Source organism: Terrihalobacillus insolitus (genome assembly GCF_028416575.1).
Taxonomy (GTDB): Bacteria; Bacillota; Bacilli; order Bacillales; family Amphibacillaceae; genus Terrihalobacillus; species Terrihalobacillus insolitus.
In genome coordinates this window covers 28,956-50,570 of record NZ_JAMQKB010000020.1, presented here as the reverse complement: position 1 = coordinate 50,570, position 21,615 = coordinate 28,956, and the positions used below count along the sequence as shown (strand labels likewise).

The window sequence follows — 21,615 nt, the reverse complement described above, 5'->3', positions numbered from 1 at the left end:
TTCGTACCACAAACGAGATCTTTGCTTTAGGTGCTCTCACAGATTTAGAGCAAAAAAGTTTGTCCAAGCTGAAAAGTGGAAAAACCGTATCCTAGTTGAACGGGATACGGTCATACACAACATAAACGGTGTATGTCTATTTCATTAGAATCCCCCACTTCAAAAGTGAACTTTCTTTTGTAAGTGGTGGGTAGTTCAATTAAGTATTGTCCATGCACACCTTTTTTAATGACATCCTTGTAGTAATACGATAAGTAAACTGTAAATTACCAAGGAAAGTAAGTGTTTTTTTCATGTTCGTCCTCCTCGCATTGTCTAGCCTGGAACTTGATCACCAAAAAAGTTATAATTAAAAACAGAAAAAAGTTAATTGGGTATACAGTAGCTTAATCCTGAAAAATAACCTAATATCAGGTGTGTGCAAATGTGTCCACAAGTACATAGCGATAATATGGGCGCTTGTACCAACTTTTTTTTACAAAAAAATTCTTTCCCCACAAAATCTACACATTTCTTGTCTATACTACCAAGTGGATTAATGTTAAGTGTGGTCATTTGGGAGAAAAACACAAAATTGAGGTGGCTTATTTTGAGTAAGCGAATAAAATGGATGATCGTATCAATTCTATTCTTTGGTGTAGTAGGTGCGTTGATATATTCGAGCATAGGGAATGCAGCTACTTTTTATATGACTGTTGATGAATTAAAGGCTGAGCAAGGACAGATTGCAGGCAAGCCTATTAAGCTTAGTGGGAAAATTGTCGGCGATTCCATTGAATTTGATTCGGATAAAATTCTATTAACGTTTGAGTTGCGAGGAGAGGAAAATAAAGAATTCCGTGTACCGATTCAATATGAAGGAGCAAAGCCCGACACGTTAAACGATGGCTGGGAAGCAATTGTGACGGGAAAACTTAGTCCTAATGGTAAATTAGTAGCAACCGAACTATTAGTAAAATGTCCATCTAAATATGAAGCGATGGATGAAGAAGGCGAAGAGCTCCCGGCAGATCAATACAATGAACAGCAAGAAGGGGGCTATTAATTATGGGAGAGATTGGTCGTTGGTCTATTATCTTTGCACTAGTGATCATTAGTTATGGGATTGTTGCACATTTGATAGCCATCCGTACCAAAAGTAGTAAATGGCTAATAAGTGCAAAACGATCCGTGTTGGCTTTAGCTGGACTCACGACTTTAGCTGCAGGATCGTTAATCTATTTACTCGTTACCAGTAACTTTGATTATGCGTATGTTGCTCAATATTCGAGCTCAGAAATGGCGCTATTCTACAAGATTTCGGCATTTTGGGGAGGAAATGCAGGATCCCTTTTACTTTGGCTGTGGATTCTTAGCATGTACACTGCATTAGTAACGTGGTCAAAACATAAAGACAGTAATCAATACTTACCGTGGGTCTCTACATTTTTGTTAGTTATTAATCTATTCTTTGCACTTGTTCTTAACATTGTTGAATTTCCATTTGCACTTAATCCAGAGGAGATGAATGAAGGGAATGGATTGAATCCGCTTCTGCAAAATCCAGGTATGGCTGTTCACCCAGTTACCTTATATCTAGGCTATATCGGATTTTCAATTCCTTTTGCATATGGAATGGCAGCGTTAATTTTGAAAAAGGTAGATGCTACTTGGTTAAAAATAACAAGACGCTGGACGTTGGTATCTTGGCTTTTTTTAAGCATGGGAATTATTTTCGGTTCACAATGGGCATACGTAGAACTAGGCTGGGGAGGTTACTGGGCTTGGGACCCTGTAGAAAATGCTTCCTTCCTTCCTTGGTTAACGGGAACCGCATTTCTTCATTCAGCAATGATTCAAGAACGTAAAGGAATGATGAAGAAATGGAATGTGTCACTAGTAGCTACAACTTTCATGCTTACTATATTTGGCACATTGTTAACGCGTAGTGGTGTCCTATGGTCTGTACATGCCTTTGCAAATGGCCCTATTGGAGCATACTTCTTAGGATTTATTGGGTTTATCTTGGTTTTTTCACTTTGGATTATTTCATCCAGGTGGACAATCCTTGAAGCCGATGTACAATTTGAATCAGCCGTTTCTAAGGAAAGTAGTTTCTTAGTAAACAACCTTTTGTTAGTTGTTTCGGCATTTACCATATTCTTGGGTACGGTTTATCCAGTTATATCCGAGGCGGTAACAGGATCCAAGGTGATGGTTGGAGCCCCATATTTTAATCGGGTCAATGTTCCAATTTTTATTGCACTAATACTTGCGATGGGAATTGGCCCCGTTCTAGCATGGAAACGGTCAAGCCTTAGTGTTTTACGCAAAAATCTGATTATGCCAATAGTGGTTGCAGTTATCGTAGCTGTTGCTTTATTCACGATCGGCGTAGGTAATTGGAAAGCGATATTAGCGATTACAAGTGCTCTATTTGTTCTAATGATGATTTTGCTCGAATTTTCAAAAGGTGTACAAGCTAGGGTGAAATCAACAGGGGAATCTCCTTTCCGCTCGTTTATTATGCTGTTTGTAAAAAACAGAAGAAGATACGGTGGATATATTGTACACTTAGCCGTCGTTTTTGTCGTAATTGGATTAACAGGTGCAAGTGTGTTTTCAGTGGACCTACAACAAAATATTACCAAGGGCGAAACGATAAGTTACGGTAAATACTCGCTCGAATATCGTGGTCTTGGTGAAACATCAACAGATTTAAAAACGTCTGTGTTTGCAGAATTTTACGTGGAAAAGAACGGAAAAGAGCTTGGTGTCATACGACCCGAAAAAGTAGATTACCTTAATGGTACGCAAACGACGACAGAAGTAGCAGTTGTGAGTTCCGTTCAAGAAGATCTATTCGTTGCCTTAAATGGATGGGATGAAGAAAATGGTAATGCTATTATTCAAGTTAAAATCTTTCCATTAATAACATGGGTTTGGTTTGGTGGCTACTTGTTAATATTAGGTACTTTGATCGCATTATGGCCAGAAAGATCACGAAGAGCAAGAGAGATTCGAAGGCTAAAAATGGAGTCGATAACAAATGGCAGCAACATATAAATGGGTGTTTCTATACTTGCCAACTCTTTGGTTTTTGACTCTTGTCCCACGCATAGGATTAGCGGCAGAAGATAAGGTATCTGTCACAAGACGGGAAGTTCTAAACGTCGCAAAAGAAATCCATCCACCAGGCTGTTTAGATTCGATGACTGCAGACTACTGTAATTTGTCGACTGCCTATGAAACTCGCTCGGAAATTAGAGGTTTACTTGAACAAGGCATGAGTAAAAACGAAGTCATCGATACGCTCGTCCAAAAATATGGAGATCGAATCTTAGCTTCCCCGAGCACAGAAGGGTTTAATTTGATTCCTTGGATAGCGCCAGGAATAAGTGTAGTTTTAGGTGCGGCATTGGTAATATTTATTATTTATCAATGGTCAAAAAAGAAACCGCAGGAATCAGAAGATTACTCAGAGCCGACCATTACCGATGAGGATAAGATGAAAATTAACGAAGAATTAAAGAATTGGTTGTAGAGGATGACTATTGAACGCACACTTGTAGGAAAGGAAGAGGATGGATGTCCACTACAGTTATTATTGGAATAGGTGTCGTTATTATATTGGCACTTCTTTCTCCTTTTTTCTCTAAAAAGTCTGAAACGAAGAGCTATATCGAGCAAGATCATGACATTCAGGAAAAAGAGCGTGTATTTACACAGTTAGCAGATCTAGAATATGATTATCAAATGGGTAAGCTAGCTGAAAGTGATTTTATCGAAACGAAGAATGAGTTAACCGTTAAAGCAGCTCAATTTGTTCGACCAACGGAACGGAATATCGAGAAATTGAAGTCGCAGGTCGATGACGAAATCAACGATTATCTTGAAAAACACGGATTGGTACCAAGCCAGGAGGTCAATCATGAGAATTAAACAGATTACCTATTCCCTTATGCTGATTATGATTTTCACACTTTTTTTTCAGCCAATGGAAGCACTGGCTGATGGTAAATATCCAGTTCGAATTACGAACCAAACAATGGTTGTTTTTCCAGTTGATGAAACGACCATTCAAGTGGTCCAAAGTGTAAGTTTTAATAATAGAGGGGACCAAACAGAGCAAGAGCTACCGATTTATCTTCCAGAGGATTATGCTGATTTGTCGTTAAGTGATGGGCTAACAGAAGAAAATATGGAAAAAACAGATAAAGGGATCGTAGATGTTACGGGGTTAAAGGGAGGAGAAGAAAAGAAGATCGTTGTTTCCTACAAAATGCCAATGTTTAATGGCACATCCCAATGGAACCTTGAACAATCTTACGTAACAGAATCGTTACAGGTAGTGATTCAACCTGGTGTTTTATCCTTTAATGCAAGTAATTTAGTCACACAGTCTGAATTGTTCGAAATGAACGACCAGGAATTTCGCCGGTTTACACGTGTAGATGCCCACCCAGACGTGCCTTGGAATTTATCCTTCCGCCTATTAAACGCTGCACCACAAGAGGATCAAATTCGTTCGGAGGAACCTGGTGCTAAAAGAACCGAAGATGGGATTAAAATTATCGGGGGAGAAGGATTCGGCTATGGTAAAGCAACTGTTACAGTCATCATTATTATCATTGCTCTAACAGCAGCTTTAATTGGATTGAAGCGAGACCTTCAAAAAACCACTGGTAGAAAGATAAAGATTAATCGATCATGGCTATTAGAGGAAAACGAAGTATTGCTACAAGAAATCCTTCAATTGGAAAAGGATTATCAAGCAGGATTATTAACCGAACAAACATACAAAAAAACGAAAGAACAACTTCGGGCAAAGCTGATCCGAATTAAAACAGAGCTTTATCAGGAGTCGATCAGCTAATGCAGCTGAAAAACGTTAGCTTAGCAATAGAAGATAAACCCGTATTGCGTTCGATCAATTTGAATTGGGCACATGGAGAGGCGATCGCCTTGCTAGGTGCAAACGGAGCTGGAAAATCTTCTCTTTTAAAGGTGATGAGCACATTGCTCCATCCTTCTACTGGCAAAACAACGATGCCTGAGGGGATGTCATTACAAAAGTGGAAAAGTAAACTTGGCGTTGTTTTTCCTGAAACATTTTTGTACAGTAGTTTAACAGGATATGAAAATCTTCTTTTTTATCAAAAATTGTATGGGAAAACAGATAATGAACAAATTGAACAGGTGTTTAATCAAGTCAATTTATCGAGGGTTCAACAGGAACGAGTGGAAACCTATTCGAAAGGGATGAAACAACGTCTTGCAATTGCAAGGGCATTTGTCCACCAGCCAACACACCTTTTATTAGATGAACCCTTTGATGGACTTGATCTTGCATCTAAAACCATACTTGAAAGGTTGTTAAAGGAAAAGAATAAACAGGGAGTAGGGTATGTTTTAGTAAGTCATGATAGTGCACATGCTTGGGATTTATGTGACCGAGCTGTACTCCTACATAACGGCAAAATCGTCTTAGAGACACCGTGTACGGAAAAGACGTATCGCTCCTTTATGAATCAGTATCAGGGATGGTTAAAGGAGAAACAGCATGATGTTTTTTAAACAATCGTTATTGATTTTAAAGCGAGATTTAAAGATAGAATTTCGTAACAAATCTCTTCTTCTATCGATGATTATTTTTGCAGTTCTATTCCAAGTTTTTTTACAAATTGTGTTTGATGCTAATATAGAAGCAATTAAAAAGATTGCTGCTGGTGTCCTGTGGATTCCTATCCTGCTGTCAGCTCTATTAGGTTTTAGCAAGTATGGAATAGCAGAGAGAGAGAATGACGCACTTACGGGGTTACTAATTGCTCCAGTTGATCGAGGGGCGATATTTTTAGGGAAACTGCTAGGAAATCTTCTATTCGTATTTATCGTGGTAATCATATCTGTTCCAGTATTTTTCTTATTTTTAAAGCAGCCATTCCCTGAATCGATTGGATTGTTGCTCTTCACGCTTTTTTTAGGAAGCTGGGGCTTTGTTGCTTTAGGTGTGTTTTTCACCACACTAGCCCAGTCGAGCAGCATCACCGACTTGCTCGTTCCAATTATGATTTTCCCGCTGGCAGTTCCCTTGTTTTTAGCTATTTCACAACTAACAGAAATGGCTTTATATCCTTCTATTGTTATGGGACAAGACTTGTGGGTTTTACTACTAGTTGGATATAATATACTGTTTACAATTGCTCCGTTGTTTTTATTTGATATCTTGTTGGAGGTGTAATATGATACAAAGATTTATTGACCCAATAAAACTAATTTTAACTGGTATAACGGCAATCTTGATAGGTATTCAACTATACATGGTTTTCTTTTTTGCTCCCATAGAGAAATACATGGGTATTGTTCAAAAAATCATGTATTTTCACGTCCCAACTGCATTCGTTGCTTTTGCAGCGTTTGGGGTCGTTTTTGGTGCAGGTATATTATATTTAATCACAAAAAATAAAAAATGGGATTACCTTGCTGTTTCATCAGCAGAAATCGGTGTACTCTTTACAACCTTTGTGCTCATTTTAGGTTCAATGTGGGCTAGGCCTGTATGGAACACATGGTGGGTTTGGGATGACCCGAGATTGGTTACTTCACTAATCCTGTGGTTTATTTACGTTGCATACCTGTTAATCCGTACCTCAGTCAAAGGGGAAGAACGACATCGAAAATTTGCTGCGGTTTTCGGAATCATAGGATTTATCGATGTTCCATTAGTATACTTTTCGGTGCTGTGGTGGAGAACGATCCACCCCAAAGTAATCGATGAAAATGGAGCAAACATGCCACCAGAGATGGCGAATACCTTATTTTTCAGCATGTTTGCGTTTATGGTTCTTTTTGCGACGATGCTTCTATATCGTTACGTACTTGAGAGTCAGCGGGAAAAAGTAAAAGAAATAAGACAACATTCTATGTCGGAAAGGACAGATTTTTAATGACTTATTTATTCATCGGGGTATCCGTTATGTGGATAGGCATTTTAGTTTATATGGGAAGACTGTTTCAACAGCAAAAGCAAGTTTCACAGCAACTAGATAACATGAAAAACGAGGCAAGGCAATGATTCATAAAAAAGGGAGGGGGAAGGCTCATTGATACGAAAGATCATTAGGATTACCTCTCTTGTCGCAATTGCCGCTGGGTTTATTTATGCAGCGATTAGTTTCGGGAAATATTCAACTGCTGCGGAGGTAGACGACCCTGCCCCTGACTTTACATTAGAAGATATGGATGGTAACATGGTCAGCTTATCTGATTATCAAGGTGAGTTTGTGGTGCTTAATTTTTTCGCTTCTTGGTGTCCACCATGTAGGGAAGAAGCACCAGAACTACAAGCTTTTGAGGAACAATATGGAGATCAGGCAAAGCTGTTAATCCTAGATCGGGCTGAACCAAAAGTGAAGGTCGAGGAGTTTATTGAGGAGTTTAATTCTACGTCAACATATCTCCTTGACTATAATGATTCAATGGCATCACCATATGGTGTGACAGGGCAACCAGAAACATTTTTTATCGATGAACAGGGAATTATTCGCTACCATTACGTTGGCCCAATGAAGAAGGAATTTATCGTCGAAACGGTAAACAAATTTAGACAGAATCCGTTGGAGTGACATGGATCTTCCATACATAAATGGAGGGATGTACATGAATGCAATTCTTTATAAACAATTAGTCGACTTTGCTAGCTTTATTACAGATCCATTGTGGGGGCTATATAATAGTTCTTACAATGGATATTTTGGCGCGCCTTTGTTAGGAACGATTTTACTAGGGGTAATAGCAAGTGTGTATCCAAGCCAGTTGGCTGCACATATTGGCTCAATTCCGTTCATTGCAAAACAAATGATGCACAGAAAAGACTGGTGGAAAATGGTTACTGGTCTTTTTTTGGGCAAACTAATCGGTGTTTATCTGTTAACTGGTTTCATTATATGGCTAGAAGGAAATAAGTTAGAGGGCATTGTGGAAAAAGTAAGCATGGCAAGCGCGCCTTTTTTTTTGGTCTTAGGAGTACTATTTTTTCAATGGAGTCGTCTACTTGAAAAAGGCATCCCGATCAATAAACCTAGTCAGCCTATTCTGTGGAAAGGGCTAGCGGTTGGGTTTGTGCTTTCTCTGTTCTTAGATTCTGGTGTCTACCAAATATATACGATGTATACACCATGGATAATAGATAAATCCATATTCTATGTACTTATCATCCCATTTTTATTTGCCTTTGCAACATTTTTTCCTTTACTAATTTTTAGTATATTAGGATATGGTTACAAGCTAGACGTTTTTCTTAAGAAAAAATCTGGGAGTAAATTGGTTTATATTTATTTTGGATTTATTTATTTTTTCGTTGCACTTAATCTATTTTTACTCTATTGGTAGTACATTGAAAAGGAGGTTGGTTAAAATGAGTAGGAAATTAGTTAAAACATGTACACTATTTCATGTGCTCTTATTCATTCTATTTTTTTTCATTTTCACGGAACCTATAGGGGCACATTCTGCTTTAAAAGGAACCACTCCAAGTGGAAGTGAAGTGTTGAAAAAGTCCCCTTCTACAATTGAGGTTTGGTTTAAAGATCCAGTAGAAATACATAAAGAGTCGCTTCAATTAATAGACACAGATGGTAATAAAGTACCGATTGGTAACACAGAAGTTGATCCAGAAGATTCTACTCATATTATTGCGAAACTTGATCAAGAATTAAAGCCTGGCAAATATTCTGTTAAAATCAATACCATTGCCCAGGATGGATATGTAATTAATGAGGAGTTTACATTTTCGGTAAAGGATACTGCAATAAAGAATAAATCATTTGGGATATTAGAATTGGTTAAGTCCAATCTTCAGGATGGGATAGTGTACGAGCAATCTCCGAAACAAATGGAGTTAGTATTTAATCAGCCAGTAAATATCAATGTGGTGGGTATTTTTGATGATAAGCGTGCCCCAATCTCCACCAAAGCACCGGAAAGCGATCCAGATAACCCTAACAAAGTTATCATACCATTTACAGAAGAACTTGCTTCTGGTACATACCAAGTAACATGGATAGGTTCCCCGGCTAACAATGATAAGCAAGTACTTGCAAATCAAGGAGTCTTTTACTTCGCAATTGGAGAGTTTACCCCATTTGGTATAGGGGGCGAAGTTTTAAATGTGGCCCCATCTACTTCCTATGGTTTTACATTAGAGCGCAAACAACTGGCTTATTGGTTAATGTTTGTCGGATTAACCATGTTGTTTGGAATCGCATGTTTTTATACTTTTATCATAAAGAATCAGTATCTAGCAAGATGGAATAAAATGAATTTACTTTTTTATTTAATTAGTTTTAGTGGAATTACACTGTTACTAGTAGAGCAAAAACTTGCACTATCGGAACTGTCTTTTTCAGACTTTTTCTTGTTGAAGTTTAGTTGGATTCCAATTGTGCAGCTCATTTTGCTCACTCTGGGTATTTGGCTTAAAAAGGTACGATTTCTATTGTATGGGTTGGCGTTGCTTTTATCTCCATTCATAATTGGTCATGCCACCTACCCGCGTTATGGAGGGTATATCACCCTGGTTGCATCTTCTATCCATATTCTCGGTGCAGCAATATGGATCGGTTGTTTATTTGCTTTCATTGCCAAACCAAAACAGGAAAATGCTATGGATTGGTTAAAAAAGGCTGGACCTTCGTTTTCAAAGTGGGCATTTATTAGTATGATCGGTATAGCCGTTTCCGGAATTTGGATGTCTGTTGCATTTTTACCTTCCTTTTCGATTCAAAGTTTGATAGAAAGTGAATGGGGAAGGTCTCTAATTGTGAAAGTTGCACTCTTTTTATTTGTAATTTCGGTCGCATATTTCCAACGTAAGACGATTAAGAAGCTTGGGTCTAAACTAGCAAGCTCCGTTTATAAAAAAGGGTGGATAGAGCTAACATACGGTGTGATGATTATCCTATTTGCTTCAACTTTAGTTGCCGCTAATCCAAGTGCTGCTGAGCAAGGTCTATATAAAGAGCCTAACCCTGAGCAAAGCTTGGAGTTAGATGTAAAAGTTACACCAATTGAGATTGGTCTAAGTACGATTACGATTAAATTGCTTGAAGATGTACCTGTTAGCAATGTTCGAGTTAAACTAGGTATGCCACCAGATTGGTTTATTGAAAATAATGCCTTTAAAGTAGATGAAGGAACATATAAGCTTACTGGAAACTTATTACATGCCGCAGGAACAGTCAATATGACAATAAAGGTCACTATGGAAAACGGAGAAGAAATTCAAATACCATATGAAATTGTCGTTCCTGGTGAAATACGATTTAATGAATGAATGAACACAAATGATAGAAACAAATAAGAATGGCTGTGCCATTCTTATTTGTACATAAATTTAATGGACAAGGAATGTAGGAGGAGGAGCAGAGCAAGACTGATTGTAAAAAATGATAGGCTAACACTAAATGGAACAGTGATAAACAGTAACTGTTGTATCGAAGTAAAGAACATGATCACTAGTAAACTTCCAATAATTCTTACAAATGTCTGTTTTAAGTGATGTACATGTTGCAGTAATTTCGTAATTATCAATGCTATAAACCAATAAATAATGACTGTAGTCGTAAGGACGATCAGTTTACTAAAGGGAAACCCAGTTAGGCTGCTCGTAATGAAACTAGCTAAAAAGAATAGTAGGATGTAGGCTAGAATAAAAAAGTAAAGTAGTATTGGGGAAACCTTATTTGCCATAGAATAACACCTTCAATATATATTAGTTTGCTGATTGTATCGTTAGATTCCCTATTTAAACTACCAATATATTGTGCATAAAGCAAATATTATGTAGGTTGTTTTTAGAAAACACGTTAATCTTTAAATGGTTTTAGGGTTTAATTTTCAATCAGGTGAAGTCTAGACTCCACCTGATTCACCGATTTTTCAGCTTGCTGAAACGAGTTCGCTTCTTAATTAAATTACTATATTTGTTGGATGGCTACGTTAGGTAATGAACAGAGAAATCACCTACGCTTTTTCCATTTGGTTCACATTTGTATTGCCTTTATCACGCTGATTATCATTGAAATCCTAGTCCCTTTTTTATAAAAAAAAAGAAATTAAGTAAGATAATTCGGAAAACACACAATTCCTTCATATTTATGATTTATACTTGCTAACAGTCTCACAATCGAAGTAGGATATTATGGACAATGAAAAAGAATGTTGCAAATGTAAACTTCGAGAGATCAAAAACGTGGTTATATTAAAGAAAGTGACGGCGTATATGCCGTCTCGTAAATGGGAGGGTACTTTTGTTGCCCTTTTGTACATTAGAGTAAGCGGTTTAAAGTAAAGCATACTAAATAATACCATCAAGGGAACACTACATAAGAAATTGTTTATGGGAGGTGTACAAGGTGAAGGATAAATTTAAATAGTGTTGCGCAAACATAGAAAATGCAGAATCAAATAAGACAATATCCAAAAAGAAATGTATGTTGTTCACTTTAACCCATGAACGAACCCAATATTAAAACGATCGAATTCATCAATATTTATAGCGTTGGGATTGTTTGTGTATTAAGATATAGTAGGAAATAAAATAATACTGAGGTGGGAAACTTGTTTAAAGATTTTATTACAATTTTCGGATACACCGTACAAACGCATGGTGTCGTATCCGTAATAGCAATCTTATTGGCGTATGGTGTTGCACTAGTTGGCATGAGAGGTACCGTTTATGAGAAACATATGGAAAGCTTTATATTTTATGCTGTAATAGGTGCAATTATCGGTGCGCGTTTCTGGCATGTATTTGTCTTTCAATGGCCATATTTCTCCCAGAATCCTGGTGAAATCTTAATGATATGGAAAGGCGGAATATCCATATTAGGAGCAATCATCGGTGGGCTTGTCGTGTTAATCATTTATTCGTACAAACACAAATTGAACTTTTTTGAATTTGCGGACTACCTTGCTCCAGCGCTCATTCTTGGACAAGCTATTGGGAGAGCGGCTGAACTATTGGCGGGTGATGTTTTTGGCTCTCCAACTGGTGGTAACTTTGGTATGGTTTATCCAGAAGGGACAGTAGCTTATTCTTATTATGGCTCACAACCTTTATGGCCAGCAGATATTTGGGAAAGTCAGGGAAATTTTGTTATTTATGCAATTCTTGTAATATTAAGTGCGAGAAAATTGCCCAAAGGGTGGATTTTTCTGATTTATTTTATCTTGTACTCATTCCAAAGATTTATGCTGGAGTTCCTACGAGGGGATTCACCTAGGTATTTCCTCAATTTAACTGCAGGACAATGGACAACTTTCTGGACCATCATAGCAGCAATCCTATTAGGTGCCTATTTGTTATTTAGACAAAAGAAATTAGCCCTGAATGAAGGCATTATGGAAAACATAGGTAATAGAGATGGTAAAGGAAATAAAGGAAATAAAGGCAACAAAGATAATAAAAATAATAACGGTAAGAAAAATAATAGTAGTAAAAAAGGTAAAAAATAATACAGTAAACGTAGTTATCCCATGCATGAAGTAAATCAGGAATTGCCATCTTAAACAGAAGTTTCGTTCAATGTTATCAATATAAATCCCTGAAACAAGCAGAAGAGTTCTTTGCTAAGTTGTGGTAGAGAAACATGGTAGAAAACCCTCGTACATTGTCTTATTGCGGACGGTGTGCGAGGGTTTTTAATCTTTAAATTGTTTTAGGGTTTTAGACCCCCACCTCTTAAGCGAAGCGTAGGTGGGGATTCACCTATGTTTCAGCTTGCTGAAACGAGATCGCTTTAGAACCAATTAATAGGTACAGGGTTCAAATTATGATAAATATGTTTGGTTTCTTGATATTCTTCTAAACCTAATTTTCCAAGCTCGCGGCCAACTCCGGATTGCTTAAATCCACCCCAAGGAGCGTGTGGAAAATATAAGTTGTACTCGTTGATCCATACCGTACCCATGCGCATTTTTGCAACACATCGCTCAGCCTTTGCAATATCTCTTGTCCAAACACCACCAGACAATCCATAAATAGAATCATTTGCTAGTTTCACAGCTTCCTCTTCCGTTGAGAATTTTTCAACGGTAATGACAGGGCCAAAACCTTCATTTTGGACCACTTTCATATCTGTTGTACAGTTTATTAGAACAGTAGGTAAGTAGAAAAAGCCATTTTGTAATTCAGGATCTTCAGGACGCTTAGCACCGACTGCAACAGTCGCTCCTTCCTGAATACCGGTTTCAACATAACGGATCACTTTGTTTAAATGATCCTGTGAAATAAGCGGCCCCATTTGTGTTGCTTCATCAAATCCGCTACCAATTTTGATTTTCTTTACTCTTTCAACAAGCGCATTTACAAACTTGTCATGGATGCTTTCTTCAACTATTAATCTAGTACCAGCTGAACAAATTTGTCCTGCGTGAAAAAATACGGCATTCAATGCTTGATCCACTGCTGTTGCAAAATCAGCGTCAGCAAATACAACATTTGGATTTTTTCCGCCTAATTCTAATGCAATTTTTTTAACATTTGCGCTTGCAGCCTGCATAATCTTTTTGCCAGTTTCGATTCCACCAGTAAAGGAAATTAAATCGACATCTGTATTGATTGAAAGTTCAGCACCAACAGTGTTTCCGGCACCTAGTACAAGGTTTGCAACTCCTGCAGGCACGCCAGCTTCATCCATCAATTCAAAAACTTTAATTGAAGTAAGTGGTGTGATTTCGCTCGGCTTCATAATTAACGTGTTACCTGTTACTAAAGCAGGTGCCAATTTCCATGATGCTTGTAATAGTGGATAATTCCATGGTGTGATCTGTCCACATACTCCAACAGGTTCTTTTACTACCTTGCTAATAGAATTTGGAATAGGGGAATCAATGATTTCTCCGCCATCTTTATCAGCAATTTCAGCATAATAGCGGAAAACACCAGCGATATCTTCCATATCTCCACGGCTTTCCTCAACTGTTTTACCAGTATCAAGGGATTCCAATTCAGCTAATTCTTCTTTATCTCTTTCAATTAATTCAGCTATTTTCCTTACAATTGCCCCACGCTCCGTAGCAGTTGTTGTTGGCCATGTGCCATGATCAAATGCGCTTCTTGCTGCAACAATTGCATTTTTTGCATCTACTTCGTCACCCTCAGTAACGACTGCAATTACTTCTTGGTTAAAAGGGTTAATGATTTCTCTAGTCTTATTTGACAGGGAATCCACCCATTTTCCGTCAATATAGTTTTTTTTGATGGTCAATAAAATCCCTCCTGTTATACTTGATTAATTATGTTAAGAAAAAATTTAATGTTTTTAACAAATTAAATTTATCATGTGGATATTTGTTTGTCAAAAAAAAATGAAAAGACAGCTTAGGAAGGTGGGATTGTAATTTTACAATTTTAATTTGACATTTTAAATAGAAACGTTAGTATTAAGTTTATAAAGAAAAAATTTAATTAATTTAATATTCTTAACGAACGAGGTGGAACAATGAATGAATGAATCAAAGGACGAACATGCGATAGAAAAAATGGAAAATGCCAAAAACCAAGTTATAAGTGCTATTTCGGAAACAATGGACCTATATGGTGTAACCCCGTCTGCTGGTAATTTGTATGCAACAATGTATTTCAAAGATCAAATGAATTTAGATGAAATGCGCGAAGAACTGTCCATGAGTAAACCAAGTATGAGTACAAGTGTCCGCAAGCTTCAGGAAATAGATATGGTTAAAAAGACATTTCAGCGCGGCTCTAGGAAACACACGTATGTAGCGGAAAAAGATTTCTTTCATTCGTTCATGTCTTTCTATTGCCAGATGTGGGATCGTGAAGTAAAGATGAACATGGAAGCGATCAAGCATGCTGAAGTAGAACTAGTTGAAATTTTTGAAGATGACACGGTCTCAAATGAAATTCGTGATGAAGCAAAAGCACATTACGAAATGATTGAGAATTCAAAAGTATATTATCGGTGGTTAGAAAGATTAACAGCTAGTATCCGGAGTGAGGAGATCTTTGAGTTCTTGCCAAAGAATCCGCCAGAAGAATAGTAATCGTTTGAGTTTCAAAAATAATATCAAACCAAAAGGAGAGCATAAAGTATGATTTTCAAAAAAACGACTTTTTTTATGATAACTAGCTTACTAGTTTTAGTATTATCTGCATGTGGTGCCGATCGTACTGAGAGTGATCAAGCTGGAGGGGAAGCAGAAAGCAAGAAAACAGTTGTAATGGGACAAATTAATTGGGCAGAGAATATAGCTGTTACAAATATGTGGAAAGTAATTCTTGAGGATAAAGGATATAATTTAGAACTGAAGCTTTTAGACATAGGTACGCAGATGGCGGCATTAAAAAACGGGGGTCTTGACATAAGTCCTGAAATATGGCTGCCAGTTCAGGATGCAAGTTACGTTAAGGAATATAAAGATCAAGTTAACTTTTCAGAAGAGACATGGTATGATACCGCAAGAGTTGGATTAGTTGTGCCATCCTATATGAAAGATATTAATAGTATTAAAGATTTAAATGCAAACAAGGAAAAATTTGAAGGTGAAATTACTGGGTTTGACTCAGGTGCTGGAACAATGTTAGTTACAGAGGATGTAATTGAAGCATATAATCTTAACTTTGACTTGATCCCTAGTTCTGAGCCAGCGATGTTAACGGAGATAAGACAAGCAATTAAGAATAAGGAAGCGATCGTTGCACCGCTTTGGAAACCACATAGGGTTTTTTCAGAAATGGATTTAAAGTTTATTGACGATCCTAAAAAGGTATTTGGTGGGGTGGAAAAGATTCACCATGCAACTAGAAAAGGTTTTGCTAAGGACTTTCCAGAAGTTAATAAATGGTTAAAAAATTGGAAGATGGATGATGATTCGGTAGGAAGTTTAATGACTTATGTAAATGAAGCGGAAGAACCAATTGATGGAGCTAGAAAATGGGTTGAAGAAAACCAAGATCTAGTGGACGAATGGGTAAAATAATATTCCAATATTCCAACTAAAATACAACTTGTAATTTTATCACCTAAATGCGCCAAGCTCATTTTGAACATCCTCTTTATGTAAAAATCTAAGATGATGTTATCATTGAACACTTCAATTGATACTTGATACCCTTCATTTGACGGGGTGGTAACTTTTCCTAAATTCATGTTTATAGTGTAAATAGTACGTCGTGCTTGTTATCGAGAGTGAAATCACTCTCGATTTTTTGCATGTTGGTGAAGAGCCTATTACTTCATGCATTTATTTTTTCAAAAACCCGACATAACAAGGAATATATTTTATCCGCTTTACATTCTATGCTATAGCCATACCAACGAATTATTTTTTAGGAGGATGTAAAATGACAGAATTACAGGAGATTTTTCAAGAGATTGATGAAGCGGTGAGTGATAAACCAAACCGTATAAAAGGGGTGGAGGCAGTTTATCAGTTCAACGTAAACGGTGACGATTCAGGCACATACCATATCGTTTTTAACGGTGAAAAAAGTTATGCAGCTAAAGGTGAGGCAGAGAAAGCTGACTGTACAATAACTATGTCAACCGATGACTTTAAGAAGATGGTGGACGGAAATTTAAATGGTACAAAGGCATTCATGTCAGGCCGATTGAAAATAAAAGGGAATATGGCACTTGCATTGAAACTGCAGGATATTCTTTCGTCGTATCGATTAGCGAAGTAAGAATCGTCGAATAAGATTTTTGTTACATTAATAATCTAAATATTAGGAATGGTATTATAATTTAAAGTATACAGGTTTAGCTTTCAGGCGGTTCGTAAGGGGGATCTTGACAAAACCCAGGGGGGATTTGGATGAAACCGAATAATTTATTGGAAATGCTGTATAGAACGGTCCAAAAGTTTCCGCAGAAGGATGCATTGGTGTGGAAGGAAAGTGGGAAATACCAGAGTATCACATATCAAGCGTTCTGGGGCAGGGTTTATCATTTCGCATCAGGGCTAATGTGGCTTGGTATCAAGGAGAATGACAAGATTGCTATTCTTTCCAATAGTAATCCTATGTGGGGAATTACGGACTTTGCAACTGCAAGTATGAAGGCAGTTAGTGTTCCTGTATACCCAACATTACCGCCTGAGCAAGTTGCATATATCCTCAAGAATGCGGACGTACGGGCAGTTGTAGTTGAAAATGAGGAACAGCGGCAAAAGGTTTTGGCTGGAAACACTAATGTGGAATACGTTATTACCATGTATCCTGGAGAAACCTTTTACCCATCCGAAATAGATGTATCCTTTTCCCAATTGGAAGCAGTGGGAAAAGAGTATCGAATATCGGACTGGGAGGCAAAGTGGCGGGACATTGATCGGGATCAACTATCAACGATTATCCATACTTCTGGAACGACTGGAAAACCGAATGGTGTTATGTTGTCCCATGGAAATTTTCTTTCCAATATGGAAGCAGTACAGTTTTGGCTGATTGAACTGTTGTCGGATGATATTGCACTGTCGTATTTGCCGCTATCGCACGTGTTCGAAAGGATGGCAGGGTATTATATGCCTTTATCGGTAGGAGCGACGATTGCTTATGCGGAAAGTATTGATACGATTAAGGAAAATTTAAAAGAAATTCGGCCAACAGTGATGACCAGTGTGCCACGATTGTTTGAAAAGGTATATGCAACTGTTCGTGACGAGATTGATAATGGATTACCGATTAAGCGGAGAATCTTCAACTGGGCGGTGGAGGTAGGCGTGGAGCGATATGATCGGTACCTTAACACTCCGATCAATAAGTTAGTCTTAGGCGATGGTATGCCAAAAGATTTGCGGAGGAAGTGGAGGATTGCTGATCGACTCGTTTATCAAAAAGTGAAAAAAGAACTGGGAGGAAGGATTCGTGGCTTGGTTTCTGGTGGAGGGACATTAAATCCTGATGTAGCAAAATTTTTTTGGGCGATTGATTTGCCGATCTATGAAGGATACGGACTTACTGAAACTTCTCCGGTTATCACGACAAATCCAGTGGTGCGAGCTAAAGTTGGGACTGTAGGGAAGGTCATGCCTAATTTGGATGTTCGCATTGCTGTTGATGGGGAAATACTTGTCCGAGGGCCGAGTGTGATGAAAGGGTATTATAACAATGAGGAAGCAACAGTTGCTACATTTGACGGGGACTGGTTATGTACGGGGGATATCGGTGAACTCGATGAAGATCATTACTTGAAAATCATTGATCGGAAGAAACGTATTATTGTGCTGTCCACTGGAAAAAACGTTGCACCACAACTGATTGAGAATGCCATCAATGAAAGCAGTTATGTAGAGCAGTCAGTTCTCATCGGTGATCACCGAAAATATATCATCTGTCTTCTCAACCCGAACTTTGAAAAGTTATTATGGTGGGCGGAAAGAAATGGTGTCAAGTCAGAGTCGCTTGAGGAGATTTGTCAACATCCAAGTGTCCGGGATTTATTTAAGATCGAAATAGAACGTCAAACAGAGCCCTTTGCAAAATTTGAAAAGCCGAAAAAGGTGGCTATTATTGGTGAGGAGTGGACCGTTGAATCCGGGGAGTTAACGCCTAAGTTATCGACAAGAGTCAAGGTGATTGAGAATAAATATAAACAACTAATCGAAATGATATATGCAGATGAGGAGTCATCCGATTCGCAAGAGCAAACGGAAATACCAGTTAAGCACGGATGAAAAAACAGAAAAGGAGCATTACAATAACTGCTCCTTTTAGATCCTATCTGTATTATTAGATGATCCCTTCACGGATTGCACGTGCGACTGCTTCCGTACGGTTTCGTGCATCCATTTTCTGAATGATCGCGGAAATATAATCACGAACGGTATATGCACTTAAATGTAGGTCACGAGCTGCTTCGATTGTCGATGCGCCTTTCGCCATGAGCTTCATTATTTCGAGTTCTCGTGGAGACAGATGAAAGGATCCTTCGAGCTGTAGATCATCCTGTTGTTTATTTTGGTACTTTCCTAAAATTTCACCAGCACTCTGACCAAATTTAACCAATGCAGAAAATGTATCCTCTGACACGATAAAATGTTTATTAGGTCCTTGATCCAATATTGCCGCACCCAGAAGTCTACTGTTGGAGGATAGATAAATTGGTGCGACCACGACAGAATGAAGCTGGAATTTTTCAATATAATGAACAGGGAATCCGACGGACGCATCCGCCATGTATATCGGTTGCAAATAATGCATGCTTTTGCCAAACAACTGAAGTATCTGCATGTTATCCTGAATGATTGGTAAATTACGGATGTCTTCTGTAATGTTTTGAATCGCTGTATTATCAAGGTGGTGTCCAAATAGTCCAAATCCCATATGCTCGTTAACCGAATAAGAAAACAGGGCGCAACGTTCAAATGGTAAATAACGAACGAAGCCAGCGGATATATTTTCAACGGCGTCATTATACGTATGGGAACGCATAATTGTCTCATTGAACATAATAACCGAGTCTTTCCACTGTTGTTCCTGCTTGTTTGCTTTAAAAGTGTATTTCCCATACTGAAAAACTTGTAGCGCATACGTGATAAATGGTGTGATATGGGAATTGTCTTGTTGGCTGACACATATTAATAACGTTACGTCCTCATAGGGTATTGACAAAACATTGTGATTTGGTTGCTTCTCTTCAGGCATTTGGTTCAGCAGTAACTCAGATAAGTTAAAAATTGTATCCGCTTTCAAATTATCGTTTCCTAACAATAAATCCTGGCTGAGGCTGTTAAACCAGTTCTCTACAATATAAGATTGGTCTCTTTTGATAATGATAGCTGCCCAATCAATCGGTATCTGTGTAGAAGAAACAAGATTTTTCAAAAAGGAATCAATGGAAAAGTATTGATGGTTCGGGTGTGCTAGTAGTTCTTCACTTAATGTTAAAAATAAATATTGCACTGCTTGGTGATCTTGATGTGAATGCTCTTCTTTTGCCTGAATGACCTTATGAACCGCATTTTCCAATAGTGTAATGATAAACTGATTGGTTTGAAATGATTTAGCCCGCTGAAGTGTATGAATATTTAGGTTCAGGTTATTCGTTTCATCTAATTCTAGGGAAAAGAGATATTCCGAAAAAAAATAAATCGTTTCTTCCACATTTTCGCCTGACCTTTTTCCTGTTTCTTTAAGATAAGAAAGGATGTTTTCCCATTCAAACAGTATTGGCTGATGATGGGATTGAACAATCTGCAGACCCTTTAGAAATAACGTATCCATTTGATTATTCAGGGTTAATGACACGACACGTTTCACCCCCTTTCATTTAGAAGAAAGTATGAAAGTCTAGTGACTTTGGTCCTGTTTTTATTGATTAGGTGAATCCCCTATAATTATCGGGTTTCACTAGCATTCTATGTATCTTATACTAATAGTAACACAAATGAATTTTCGCTCAATTCAGTAAAATCGAGGGAGGAATTTAAATGTGATAACCCCTATGGTATTTATTTACCTATGATGAAGTGCATAACGTATCTTGAAAGGAGTGTTGAATTTGGATAATGAAAGTACAGAAAAAGTAGGTACCGTCTGGAAGAAGAAATTCTTTGTAGCTCTTTTAGCTGGGTTTTTAGCCCTTGGGGGACTCATTTCTGTGTTTGGATTCACAGGTACTGCATTTGCACTCCCTCTTGGTGGGATTGGTGATTTTTACGTGAAATTCGATAAACTAGAGGGAAAAGGATTTCAGCTGATGCCTAAGATTGGTGAGACTGGTAATTCCGATGCTGAGCCAATGATCCGTAACAAGATCGAAGAGGTCAAAATAGATAATTTACACATTTATAAGGATATTAAATTGCCAACAGATCAATGGATAAGGATTAATATAAAAGCATTGGGACCAACGAAAATAAGTGGTTTGATTCAGGATGCCAGGTTGATTGATGCTAATTTAAGCTTTAATGAGTTGGCGATTGAAGAGCAGAATACAAGTGATTTCTCTAAAAATTGGTCGCAAAATGCACAAACCATTACGATAACGAATGCCAAATTAGTAACCGACTACCTGTTTCAAAGTGTTGTCAGTCTTGGCAATGCAAAGATATATGTTGAAAAAATTGATTCGCCAGATAGAACGAACATCAATTAATAATCCTGGGCAGGAGGGGGTTCGGTTATGAACAAGAAAGAAGCCAGAGCACTGAAAAAGGAAGAAAAAATCCTGAAGAAGTACAGGAAAATATCGAATGCAGGAAGATTTACGCAATGGCGGAACCAGCGCCCTTTTTTGGGGGGGATTTTAACCCTGTTGGCTGGATTCATGATTTTGTATATACCATTACAGTTGTATTCCATTGCATTCGTTCCTGGAAGCTTTGCGTTTATTGGCTTTTTATTTGGTGGATTAATAGTGATTATGGGGGTACTGAATTTTATTTATCCAGCATTTTCAACGGTGTTTGGTGTGATAACGATCTTTCTTTCTGTTTTATCGGTTATGGGAGCATTGGGCGGATTTTTGATCGGTACTATTTTGGGAATCATCGGTGGTTCACTCTCAATTGGATGGGAACATAAAGAGCTGACCATGATGGATTCCAAACGTGATGATGAAGTTGAAGTGGTTCAGACTTAGGATCAAAAAGTACTGTCAGTTTGAAATT

21 protein-coding genes are annotated in these 21,615 nt (G+C 37.8%); 19 read left to right on the top strand and 2 right to left on the bottom strand.

Going from position 1 to position 21,615, the window contains the following annotated elements; all coding sequences use genetic code 11:
• Positions 1-589 precede the first annotated feature (589 nt).
• From NC797_RS14840 to lgt, 13 genes are all read left to right on the top strand, one after another.
• The gene (locus NC797_RS14840) at positions 590-1,045 is read left to right on the top strand and encodes a cytochrome c maturation protein CcmE (RefSeq protein ID WP_272437594.1); all 456 of its coding nucleotides are present in this window, start codon (positions 590-592) and stop codon (positions 1,043-1,045) included.
• Positions 1,046-1,047: 2 nt separating this feature from the next.
• Positions 1,048-3,045, top strand: a complete 1,998-nt coding sequence (locus tag NC797_RS14835) for a heme lyase CcmF/NrfE family subunit (protein ID WP_272437593.1) — start codon at positions 1,048-1,050, stop codon at positions 3,043-3,045.
• Entirely contained in the window at positions 3,029-3,523 is a 495-nt protein-coding gene (locus tag NC797_RS14830; RefSeq protein ID WP_272437592.1) for a cytochrome c-type biogenesis protein, read from the top strand. Before NC797_RS14835 ends, NC797_RS14830 begins: the two co-directional genes overlap by 17 nt.
• A 44-nt stretch (positions 3,524-3,567) precedes the next feature.
• Positions 3,568-3,921 (top strand): hypothetical protein, encoded by a 354-nt coding sequence (locus tag NC797_RS14825; protein WP_272437591.1) that lies wholly within the window; start codon positions 3,568-3,570, stop codon positions 3,919-3,921.
• A complete protein-coding gene (locus NC797_RS14820) occupies positions 3,911-4,855 on the top strand; it encodes a hypothetical protein (RefSeq protein ID WP_272437590.1) in 945 nt (314 codons plus the stop codon). Before NC797_RS14825 ends, NC797_RS14820 begins: the two co-directional genes overlap by 11 nt.
• Positions 4,855-5,556 carry an ABC transporter ATP-binding protein gene (locus tag NC797_RS14815; RefSeq protein WP_272437589.1) on the top strand — a complete coding sequence of 234 codons (702 nt, stop codon included), beginning with the start codon at positions 4,855-4,857 and terminating at the stop codon, positions 5,554-5,556. The genes NC797_RS14820 and NC797_RS14815 overlap by 1 nt, the downstream gene beginning before the upstream one ends.
• Complete coding sequence (locus NC797_RS14810) at positions 5,543-6,220, top strand: heme exporter protein CcmB (RefSeq protein ID WP_272437588.1); 678 nt, start codon at positions 5,543-5,545, stop codon at positions 6,218-6,220. Before NC797_RS14815 ends, NC797_RS14810 begins: the two co-directional genes overlap by 14 nt.
• A 1-nt stretch (position 6,221) precedes the next feature.
• Positions 6,222-6,926, top strand: coding sequence for a cytochrome c biogenesis protein (locus NC797_RS14805; RefSeq protein WP_272437587.1), 705 nt, complete (start codon positions 6,222-6,224; stop codon positions 6,924-6,926).
• On the top strand, positions 6,926-7,054 hold the full coding sequence (locus tag NC797_RS14800; RefSeq protein ID WP_272437586.1) for a CcmD family protein: 129 nt from the start codon (positions 6,926-6,928) through the stop codon (positions 7,052-7,054). Before NC797_RS14805 ends, NC797_RS14800 begins: the two co-directional genes overlap by 1 nt.
• Before the next feature lie 28 nt (positions 7,055-7,082).
• Positions 7,083-7,604, top strand: coding sequence for a TlpA family protein disulfide reductase (locus NC797_RS14795; protein ID WP_272437585.1), 522 nt, complete (start codon positions 7,083-7,085; stop codon positions 7,602-7,604).
• A gap of 34 nt (positions 7,605-7,638) precedes the next feature.
• A complete protein-coding gene (locus NC797_RS14790; protein WP_272437584.1) occupies positions 7,639-8,370 on the top strand; it encodes a hypothetical protein in 732 nt (243 codons plus the stop codon).
• Between the two features lie 25 nt (positions 8,371-8,395).
• On the top strand, positions 8,396-10,312 hold the full coding sequence (locus NC797_RS14785) for a copper resistance protein CopC (protein WP_272437583.1): 1,917 nt from the start codon (positions 8,396-8,398) through the stop codon (positions 10,310-10,312).
• A gap of 1,277 nt (positions 10,313-11,589) precedes the next feature.
• Entirely contained in the window at positions 11,590-12,495 is a 906-nt protein-coding gene (gene lgt, locus NC797_RS14780; protein ID WP_272437582.1) for a prolipoprotein diacylglyceryl transferase, read from the top strand.
• 284 nt (positions 12,496-12,779) lie between these two features.
• Here lgt and betB read toward each other — a convergent pair whose 3' ends face one another.
• The gene (gene betB, locus NC797_RS14775; protein ID WP_272437581.1) at positions 12,780-14,249 is read right to left on the bottom strand and encodes a betaine-aldehyde dehydrogenase; all 1,470 of its coding nucleotides are present in this window, start codon (positions 14,247-14,249) and stop codon (positions 12,780-12,782) included.
• Positions 14,250-14,487: 238 nt separating this feature from the next.
• Here betB and cudC point away from each other — a divergent pair, with 238 nt between their 5' ends.
• The 4 genes from cudC to NC797_RS14755 all read left to right on the top strand — a co-directional run bounded on the left by cudC (position 14,488) and on the right by NC797_RS14755 (position 18,678).
• Positions 14,488-15,045: a choline uptake/conversion transcriptional regulator CudC gene (cudC, locus tag NC797_RS14770; protein WP_272437580.1), complete on the top strand. Its 558-nt coding sequence runs from the start codon at positions 14,488-14,490 to the stop codon at positions 15,043-15,045.
• A gap of 51 nt (positions 15,046-15,096) precedes the next feature.
• Positions 15,097-15,984 (top strand): glycine betaine ABC transporter substrate-binding protein, encoded by an 888-nt coding sequence (locus NC797_RS14765; RefSeq protein WP_272437579.1) that lies wholly within the window; start codon positions 15,097-15,099, stop codon positions 15,982-15,984.
• A 364-nt stretch (positions 15,985-16,348) separates the two neighbouring features.
• Complete coding sequence (locus tag NC797_RS14760) at positions 16,349-16,690, top strand: SCP2 sterol-binding domain-containing protein (protein ID WP_272437578.1); 342 nt, start codon at positions 16,349-16,351, stop codon at positions 16,688-16,690.
• A 131-nt stretch (positions 16,691-16,821) separates the two neighbouring features.
• Entirely contained in the window at positions 16,822-18,678 is a 1,857-nt protein-coding gene (locus NC797_RS14755) for an AMP-dependent synthetase/ligase (RefSeq protein ID WP_272437577.1), read from the top strand.
• A 55-nt stretch (positions 18,679-18,733) separates the two neighbouring features.
• On the opposite strand, the gene NC797_RS14750 is transcribed toward NC797_RS14755, so the two are convergent.
• The gene (locus NC797_RS14750; RefSeq protein WP_272437576.1) at positions 18,734-20,251 is read right to left on the bottom strand and encodes a response regulator transcription factor; all 1,518 of its coding nucleotides are present in this window, start codon (positions 20,249-20,251) and stop codon (positions 18,734-18,736) included.
• A gap of 253 nt (positions 20,252-20,504) precedes the next feature.
• Between NC797_RS14750 and NC797_RS14745 the strand changes: the two genes are divergently transcribed.
• Positions 20,505-21,101 carry a DUF6230 family protein gene (locus NC797_RS14745; RefSeq protein ID WP_272437575.1) on the top strand — a complete coding sequence of 199 codons (597 nt, stop codon included), beginning with the start codon at positions 20,505-20,507 and terminating at the stop codon, positions 21,099-21,101.
• A 27-nt stretch (positions 21,102-21,128) separates the two neighbouring features.
• Positions 21,129-21,587 carry a DUF6114 domain-containing protein gene (locus NC797_RS14740; RefSeq protein WP_272437574.1) on the top strand — a complete coding sequence of 153 codons (459 nt, stop codon included), beginning with the start codon at positions 21,129-21,131 and terminating at the stop codon, positions 21,585-21,587.
• Positions 21,588-21,615 lie beyond the last annotated feature (28 nt).

Coding starts and splice junctions, on each gene's coding strand:
- NC797_RS14835 (WP_272437593.1), top strand. CDS start 1,048: ATGGGAGAGATTGGTCGTTGGTCTATTATCTTTGCACTAGTGATCATT.
- NC797_RS14830 (WP_272437592.1), top strand. CDS start 3,029: ATGGCAGCAACATATAAATGGGTGTTTCTATACTTGCCAACTCTTTGG.
- NC797_RS14825 (WP_272437591.1), top strand. CDS start 3,568: ATGTCCACTACAGTTATTATTGGAATAGGTGTCGTTATTATATTGGCA.
- NC797_RS14820 (WP_272437590.1), top strand. CDS start 3,911: ATGAGAATTAAACAGATTACCTATTCCCTTATGCTGATTATGATTTTC.
- NC797_RS14815 (WP_272437589.1), top strand. CDS start 4,855: ATGCAGCTGAAAAACGTTAGCTTAGCAATAGAAGATAAACCCGTATTG.
- NC797_RS14810 (WP_272437588.1), top strand. CDS start 5,543: ATGATGTTTTTTAAACAATCGTTATTGATTTTAAAGCGAGATTTAAAG.
- NC797_RS14805 (WP_272437587.1), top strand. CDS start 6,222: ATGATACAAAGATTTATTGACCCAATAAAACTAATTTTAACTGGTATA.
- NC797_RS14800 (WP_272437586.1), top strand. CDS start 6,926: ATGACTTATTTATTCATCGGGGTATCCGTTATGTGGATAGGCATTTTA.
- NC797_RS14790 (WP_272437584.1), top strand. CDS start 7,639: ATGAATGCAATTCTTTATAAACAATTAGTCGACTTTGCTAGCTTTATT.
- NC797_RS14785 (WP_272437583.1), top strand. CDS start 8,396: ATGAGTAGGAAATTAGTTAAAACATGTACACTATTTCATGTGCTCTTA.
- cudC (WP_272437580.1), top strand. CDS start 14,488: ATGAATGAATCAAAGGACGAACATGCGATAGAAAAAATGGAAAATGCC.
- NC797_RS14765 (WP_272437579.1), top strand. CDS start 15,097: ATGATTTTCAAAAAAACGACTTTTTTTATGATAACTAGCTTACTAGTT.
- NC797_RS14760 (WP_272437578.1), top strand. CDS start 16,349: ATGACAGAATTACAGGAGATTTTTCAAGAGATTGATGAAGCGGTGAGT.
- NC797_RS14755 (WP_272437577.1), top strand. CDS start 16,822: ATGAAACCGAATAATTTATTGGAAATGCTGTATAGAACGGTCCAAAAG.
- NC797_RS14740 (WP_272437574.1), top strand. CDS start 21,129: ATGAACAAGAAAGAAGCCAGAGCACTGAAAAAGGAAGAAAAAATCCTG.